The organism is Bradyrhizobium sp. JYMT SZCCT0180 (assembly GCF_018130165.1).
GTDB lineage: Bacteria > Pseudomonadota > Alphaproteobacteria > Rhizobiales > Xanthobacteraceae > Bradyrhizobium.
In genome coordinates, this window is the sequence record NZ_JAFCLZ010000002.1 from 475,321 (window position 1) to 481,685 (window position 6,365).

Sequence of the window (6,365 nt, forward strand, 5' to 3'; positions counted from 1 at the left end):
ATTACGCCATTTATCCTGAAATGTGGACATCCCATCTTCGGTGCTGTCGTAACCCCGAGGAAATCCACGCCATGAGCCGCTTCTTCACGCCTGTCCGCATCGGCCGCTTCGAGCTGCCAAACCGCCTCGTCATGGCGCCGATGACCCGTTCCCGATCCGACGATGCCGGCCTGCCGGGCGACCTCGTCGCCACCTATTACGGCCAGCGCGCCAGCGCCGGGCTCATCATCACGGAGGGCGTCTATCCGACCGCGATGGGCAAGGGCTATGTGCGGACGCCTGGTATCGAGACCGACGCGCAGCTTGCCGCCTGGCGGCACGTGGCGGATGCGGTGCACGCCCGCGGCGGCCGCATCTTCATGCAGCTCATGCATTGCGGACGGATCTCGCATCCGTCGCTGCTACCGGAGGACGCGCTTCCCGTCGCGCCGTCGGCGGTTAAGCCGGCCGGCCAGACCTGGACCGCCAAGGGGCAGCAGGATTTTGTCACGCCCCGTGCGCTTGATCTGGCCGAGATCGCGGGCGTCGTCGCCAGCTACGGTTCTGCGACGCGCCGGGCCCTCGATGCCGGTTTCGACGGGGTCGAGTTGCATGCGGCTTCCGGCTATCTGCCCGAACAGTTCCTGTCGTCGGGCAGCAACCAACGCCAGGACGAATACGGTGGCTCGCTGGCCAATCGCGCGCGCTTCATTCTGGAAGTGCTGACGGCGATGACGGCGGAGGCTGGCGGCGATCGCGTCGGCATCAAGATCTCGCCGGAAATGAACTACAACGACATCTCGGACGCCGCACCGCAGGAAACCTATGCCTATCTCGTCGAACAACTGAATGCGTTCAGTCCCGCCTACCTGCACGTCGCGTTGTTCGGTGCCAAGGTCGATTACCACGGGCTGTTGCGGCCGCGTTTCGCCGGCGCTTACCTGGCCGGCGGTGGTTTGGACCAAAACTCTGCCGACGCCTTGCTGAAGAGCGGGCCTGCGGATGCCGTCGTGTTCGGCAGCGCCTTCCTCGCCAACCCGGATTTGCCCGAGCGCTTTCGCCAGGGTGCCACGCTCAATGCACCGGACCGGACGACGTTCTTCACCCCGGGCGAACAGGGCTACACCGACTATCCGGCCTTGCGCGCGGCCGCGATCGCATGAGGCGCGCCGCGACGTTTGCCGGCATCTGTTTGCAGTGCGCGCCACTGGCCAAAACTGAGGAAGAACCACGATGACTTATGAGAGATTCAACGCCGACAACGCAGCTTTGCTGCTGATCGACCATCAGGTCGGCACCATGAGCTGGGTAAAATCCATTCCGTTCGAAGAGGTGAAACGCAATGCCCTGATGTTGGCGCAGGCGGCACGCATCCTCAAGCTGCCGGTCGTGCTGACTTCCAGCATGGAGGAACATGCGCAGGGGCCGCTGCTGAGCGAACTGGAATCAATCCTGCCGGCGGCATTCTCAGCCCGCATCAAGCGCGTCGGCATCGTCAACGCCATGGACGACGAGAATTTCGCTGCGGCTGTCAGGGCGACCGGGCGCAGGAAGTTGATCATCGCCGGCGTCACCAACGACGTATGCACGGTCTATCCGGCGCTGAGCCTGGTGCGGGATGGCTTCGAGGTTCAGGTCGTCGCCGATGCCGGCGGTTCGCCGACCATGATGGGCGACGACATTGCACTGCGCCGGATGGAGCGTGGCGGCGTCACCCTCACCACGACCGGGCAGCTGATCGCCGAGCTGGCCGGCAACTGGACCACACCCGAAGGCGGCCAGCTAGTTCAGATGGTGATGTCGGCCCTCCAGGCCTGAGCAAAGCGAAGCGTGCACCACCGCCATCCAGCCGCAATGCGTGCGCTGCAATTTCACTGCGCCGGTGTTGCCGCTGCGCGCGCCGGAAGCGGCGCCGCATTGCTCTCCTGCGTCGCGACGCGATCGCCGGTTTTCGTCGCCATCGCCGTGCCGCTGTCGAAGCGGACGCGGTAGACCGCCAGATTCTCGATCACGCGCTGGACATAGTTTCGCGTCTCGGAGAACGGAATGCGCTCGACCCAGTCGACCGGATCGACCTTGGGATCGCGCGGATCGCCATACGCCTTGATCCAGTCCCGGACCCGGCCGCGGCCGGCGTTGTAGCCGGCGAAGGTCATGATGTGCGAGCCCTTGTATTCGCTGAGCAGCGCGCTGAGTTCGCCGGCGCCCATTTGGGTGTTGTAGACGGGATCGGAAACCATCCGGTCCCAATCATATTTGACGCCGAAGCGCTTGGCGGTGTCGCGCCCGGCCTCCGGGGTGATCTGCATCAGCCCGACCGCATTGGCGTGAGACTTGTCGCGCTGGTCGAACGCGCTCTCGGTGCGCGCCACCGAATAGATCATGCCGTGCTCGATCTCGGGCGCGATCTGCTTGTGCGGCGGAATGCCGATGGTCGGGAACGCGTAATGGTCGAGCGCCAGCCCGCGGCCGAGCGAGGGTTTTCCGATCTGCAGCATCGCGCGGGCGTCGTTCCGGCGGCCGGTGAGTTCGCCGAGCGCTTCGAGCAGCGCCACATTGGAGCTTTGCTCGCCGAGATCGGTAACGAAATAGAGCACGACGTCGCGCTCGCCGATTTCGTACAGCATGTCGGCGGCGCGAACGCGTTCGTCGATGCTCGAAGCGTCGGCCGACGCGAGAACCGGTGAGGGCGGGCGCAATTCGATCTTGTCGCGGCCGAGTTTTGCGTGCGCGAGCTGACCGTAATAGGCGGTCGGATAGCGTGCGGCTGTTTCATAGCTCGTGCGCACCATGTCCTTGTCGCCTAGGGCTTCGGCGACCCGCCCGCGCCAGTAATGCGCCCGCGACAGCACGGTGGGATTGGCCTGGCCCTCGTCGATCCGGGCGAAATGCTCGCGCGCGCTAACGGGCTCGTCGAGATAGCGCAGGGCGATCCAGCCGCACATGAAGTGGTAGTCGGACCGGTAGTATTCGTTGGCCGCCAGCGCCGCGGGCTGGATGACCTGGTAGGCGGTCAGGAATTTGCCTTCGTCGAGCAGCTTGCGGGCGAGCGAGCGCCGCTCGCGCCACCATTGATCGGTGTCCTGCAGCGCCATCGTCTCAGGCCGCGCCGCCAGCATCAGGCGGGCCGCGTCGTCGATGCGCTTCTCGGCGAGCATCCACTGGATCCGGCACAGCGTGTAGCCAAGATCGGCGCGCGCCTCGACCGGGACGTCGTTGAGCGCATCCATGGCCTTGTTCGATTTGCCCCTGACCGCGGCACAGGCCTTTACGATCGCCAGGTCGTCGTCGCCGAGGAGTTTTGCTGCACGCTTCGCGCCTGCGAGATCCTTGGCGCCGATGCGCTTGTCCATGCGCGCGCGGTGATCGTCGCGGGTGAGCAGGTCGCCGAACAGCTCCAGCACGTCGGGTTCGACGCGCTCCGACAATTCGTCCGACCGCCACGCGTCGCGCACCAGCCGGCCCGCGCCGTCGCGATCGCCTTCACTGAGCCTGACGCGCGCGAGCGCCAGCTTGCCCCTGGCGCTGATCGGCGCCTCACCGGTGAAGCCGCGAACCTTGGCGCCATCGGCGCGCTCCTGCCACAGCCGCGCTTCGGCCCGCCGGCGTAGCTGCGCCGCGCTCGGCCATTCCGGATTGGCGGCGATGAAGGCCTCATAGCGGTTGAAATTCGCCGTGGTCTCGGAGTGGCGCAGGATGAACCATTCGACGAGCTTCTGGGCGGCCGGATCGGCGATCCTGTTGCGCGTCGCGGTCGCATCGTCGGTCTTCGCCCTGCGCGCGAGACTGATCGCTTCCTTCACCAGCGCAAGATCGCCGGTCAGTGCTGGAGCGGCCTCTTTGGTTTCCCTGGGAGCAGGGGCGTCCTTTGCACGCTTTGACTTCTTCTTCGCGTCGGCATGTTTTGCGTTCTTCGCAAGTTTTGCGTGGCGGCGCTTTTCGACTGCAGCGTTGCGTTGTGGACCAGCATCCTTTTTCGCATCGAGCATTTTCTTTGCATCGTGCGGCTTCTTCGCATCGTGCGTTTTTTTGGCGGGTTGCTGTTTGGGATTGGTCCGCGCCGTCGCCTCGGGCGCGAACAGGGCGAGCGCTGTTGCGGCGAGAAGACAGGACAGTGAGCGCAAGCAACGGTTCATTCCATGGTGCTCCCCATGAGTCACAAACCAAGAATCGCACGTCGCGTGCGGCCCGAGCCGTCCGAGAGGTAACATGAGATCGATTAATCAATTGTCGCATCGGTGCAACAGCGCGCGGGAAACCGCGCGGCAAATGGAACCCGAAGGTCGATCGAATCCAGCAGGGCGGCTGACCTATTTGGGTGTCTGCAGTTCGTGCGAGGAGGCCCATTCGTCCGCTTGGGACGGGGCTTTCAGGTCGTCGGGCCGCTTCAAGGCTGCAAGCCGGAACAGGCCAACGACCACGATTGCCGGAAGGACAATGGCGGCGGCGCAGAGCGCCAGTAGCGAGGTCCACATGGCAGCACACCAATCTTGCTGCCCCACGAATAAAACCGGATGGGGCCGGGTGGTGTTCCCAGAACCAGAACAAGCCGCCGTGATGTGGAACCAACATTTCCCTGGGAACTTGGTTTGGTCCATCGGGCGATTACCGCTGATTTGCGTCCGATGCGGAATGGCGGCCCCAGCCATGAGCCCCCTCCCACTGGGGCCGCTTCCTTCTAACCGGTTTTCGCTCCCCCAACAGAGATGCGCGGCCGCCCCGGAACGAATGACACTTATGTCGGTTAGCGGACTCGCGGGGTAAGCTCAGATGAGCAAGCAAAGCGAAGATCTCAGAGACCAAGCTCGACGAGCAAGCCGCCTCGCGCTGACGATCAGCGACCTCGAGGCCTCGGTGAAACTGAAAGAATTGTCCAGACAGTACGACGCCGACGCCGAGAGGCTGGAGAAGATCGACCGCCTGGCGTCCGGCACGACGCGTGGTGACCTTCAAGGATGAGAGTATCTCCGGTTCAGGGGCGTCCCATGTACCCTTGGCGGTTTGGCGAATTCGACAATGTGATGGATGACGCGCTCAACATCGCGATGGACTATCTCATTCGCACCGACCAGGCCGTCGAATTCCGGGAGACGCAGGCCGTGGCCGCAAACGCTATCGCGGACGCCTGGCGCGCCGGTGTGCGCAGTCGCATGCGGCTTACCAACGTGGCGATCAGGGCGGTCGAACAAAACCGCGATACATCGGGAAACCCTTAAGCCAGCGCTATCGCGGCCGATCGGGTGGCCAGGCGAGGGCGGGTTGAACAATAACGGCTTTCCGGGATTGGATAATCCTAGAGGCCGCCATGATGAATTTTATTGCTCTTGTTGTGGAAGACGACCCGTTGCAGCGGGCGGTTTTGGCCGACCTGCTGAAAGAGCAAGGCCTCGAAGTTGTCGAGTGCGCCAGCGCGGAGGCTGCCGAACTCGTGCTGGTTGCGACCGGTACTGAACTGCGGGCCCTGGTGACGGACGTGAATCTCGCGGGCGAAATGTCCGGTGTCGCGCTGGCGCAGTACGCCAAACGCAAGTTTCCCCTTTTGAATGTGGTAATGGTGTCCGGACGTGGCCCACCTTACATTCCGCAGGATACGCGCTTTCTGATGAAACCCTATCTGCCGGACGAGTTACTCGACGCCGTCCTGAACTAGATCGGCTCGCGCCGCCTTGAGGGACGGCCCTTCAGATATTTGAGGCCCTCAACGGCCAGCGTGCGTTCATCGAAGCGCTTGCCTTCGAGAAATCTGGCGACTTCGTCCCTGGCCTGCCGTTCCTGCTCCGAAGTGAGATTGACCATCATTCCGTAGGTCTTCATCACACGATCAATCGCCGTTTGCATGACAACTCTCCTAACGCTCCAGAAAGGGAACCTCCGATTGGAACGAAAGTTCCCCATCGGAATTACCGGGTGCAACAGGAGTCAGACGATGGATCGGGTGACGCGGTGTTTGCGTTGCGGAAAAAGAATGGTCCGCACCTCCGGCTTGAGCGGCAGGGTCGAACTGAAATGCGTGTTCTGCGATAAACTTGATCCGCTGAGGATGGAGGCGGCCAAATGGGCCGACGGCCCGCTCGCCACGGGAATCGCGGGCGATCGCCTTTCGGGCGAGACCGAGCTTCACAAATTGTGATCGGATGTCGCATGCCGGATGGTCCGGCCTAGGCTGAACATTCGAAAGTTCATCACAATCGCTACGGCAGGTAAGGTGCGACAAAACAACCCGACGGGCAAATCAATTCGGAGTTTCAGAAATTGTGTCAAGTAGAAAATTTCCGTAAATCAAAAATATTTCTGTTGTCGACCGGCCCAAATCAGTGCGCATCTATCGCCATCCCGTCCTACTCAGAAGGGCGTCGGCCGTCGTCACGGACGTTGGGCGGGTTGCG

Annotated in this window: 9 protein-coding genes; 6 read left to right on the forward strand and 3 right to left on the reverse strand. The window is 62.9% G+C overall.

The features are described from left to right. The first annotated feature begins 71 nt into the window (after positions 1-71). The gene (locus tag JQ641_RS04865; RefSeq protein ID WP_211994674.1) at positions 72-1,142 is read left to right on the forward strand and encodes an alkene reductase; all 1,071 of its coding nucleotides are present in this window, start codon (positions 72-74) and stop codon (positions 1,140-1,142) included. A 70-nt stretch (positions 1,143-1,212) separates the two neighbouring features. Continuing rightward, entirely contained in the window at positions 1,213-1,797 is a 585-nt protein-coding gene (locus JQ641_RS04870; RefSeq protein ID WP_211994675.1) for an isochorismatase family protein, read from the forward strand. Positions 1,798-1,850: 53 nt separating this feature from the next. On the opposite strand, the gene JQ641_RS04875 is transcribed toward JQ641_RS04870, so the two are convergent. Next, entirely contained in the window at positions 1,851-4,115 is a 2,265-nt protein-coding gene (locus tag JQ641_RS04875; protein ID WP_211994676.1) for a lytic transglycosylase domain-containing protein, read from the reverse strand. Between the two features lie 174 nt (positions 4,116-4,289). Beyond that, positions 4,290-4,628, reverse strand: a complete 339-nt coding sequence (locus JQ641_RS04880) for a hypothetical protein (RefSeq protein ID WP_211994677.1) — start codon at positions 4,626-4,628, stop codon at positions 4,290-4,292. Positions 4,629-4,749: 121 nt separating this feature from the next. Between JQ641_RS04880 and JQ641_RS04885 the strand changes: the two genes are divergently transcribed. From JQ641_RS04885 to JQ641_RS04895, 3 genes are all read left to right on the forward strand, one after another. Further along, the gene (locus tag JQ641_RS04885) at positions 4,750-4,938 is read left to right on the forward strand and encodes a hypothetical protein (protein ID WP_211994678.1); all 189 of its coding nucleotides are present in this window, start codon (positions 4,750-4,752) and stop codon (positions 4,936-4,938) included. Positions 4,939-4,964: 26 nt separating this feature from the next. Further along, positions 4,965-5,195, forward strand: a complete 231-nt coding sequence (locus tag JQ641_RS04890) for a hypothetical protein (protein ID WP_211994679.1) — start codon at positions 4,965-4,967, stop codon at positions 5,193-5,195. 89 nt (positions 5,196-5,284) lie between these two features. Next, positions 5,285-5,629, forward strand: a complete 345-nt coding sequence (locus JQ641_RS04895) for a response regulator (RefSeq protein ID WP_211994680.1) — start codon at positions 5,285-5,287, stop codon at positions 5,627-5,629. On the opposite strand, the gene JQ641_RS04900 is transcribed toward JQ641_RS04895, so the two are convergent. Then, positions 5,626-5,817, reverse strand: coding sequence for a hypothetical protein (locus JQ641_RS04900; protein WP_192739529.1), 192 nt, complete (start codon positions 5,815-5,817; stop codon positions 5,626-5,628). The genes JQ641_RS04895 and JQ641_RS04900 overlap by 4 nt on opposite strands. A gap of 127 nt (positions 5,818-5,944) precedes the next feature. Between JQ641_RS04900 and JQ641_RS04905 the strand changes: the two genes are divergently transcribed. Next, the gene (locus JQ641_RS04905) at positions 5,945-6,109 is read left to right on the forward strand and encodes a hypothetical protein (protein ID WP_192739528.1); all 165 of its coding nucleotides are present in this window, start codon (positions 5,945-5,947) and stop codon (positions 6,107-6,109) included. Positions 6,110-6,365: the final 256 nt, after the last annotated feature.

What these genes read in the sequence shown, in the direction of transcription:
- JQ641_RS04900 (WP_192739529.1), bottom strand. Translation starts at nt 5,817, where the DNA reads ATGCAAACGGCGATTGATCGTGTGATGAAGACCTACGGAATGATGGTC.
- JQ641_RS04890 (WP_211994679.1), top strand. Translation starts at nt 4,965, where the DNA reads ATGTACCCTTGGCGGTTTGGCGAATTCGACAATGTGATGGATGACGCG.
- JQ641_RS04880 (WP_211994677.1), bottom strand. Translation starts at nt 4,628, where the DNA reads ATGGCTGGGGCCGCCATTCCGCATCGGACGCAAATCAGCGGTAATCGC.
- JQ641_RS04870 (WP_211994675.1), top strand. Translation starts at nt 1,213, where the DNA reads ATGACTTATGAGAGATTCAACGCCGACAACGCAGCTTTGCTGCTGATC.
- JQ641_RS04875 (WP_211994676.1), bottom strand. Translation starts at nt 4,115, where the DNA reads ATGAACCGTTGCTTGCGCTCACTGTCCTGTCTTCTCGCCGCAACAGCG.
- JQ641_RS04885 (WP_211994678.1), top strand. Translation starts at nt 4,750, where the DNA reads ATGAGCAAGCAAAGCGAAGATCTCAGAGACCAAGCTCGACGAGCAAGC.
- JQ641_RS04865 (WP_211994674.1), top strand. Translation starts at nt 72, where the DNA reads ATGAGCCGCTTCTTCACGCCTGTCCGCATCGGCCGCTTCGAGCTGCCA.
- JQ641_RS04895 (WP_211994680.1), top strand. Translation starts at nt 5,285, where the DNA reads ATGATGAATTTTATTGCTCTTGTTGTGGAAGACGACCCGTTGCAGCGG.
- JQ641_RS04905 (WP_192739528.1), top strand. Translation starts at nt 5,945, where the DNA reads ATGGTCCGCACCTCCGGCTTGAGCGGCAGGGTCGAACTGAAATGCGTG.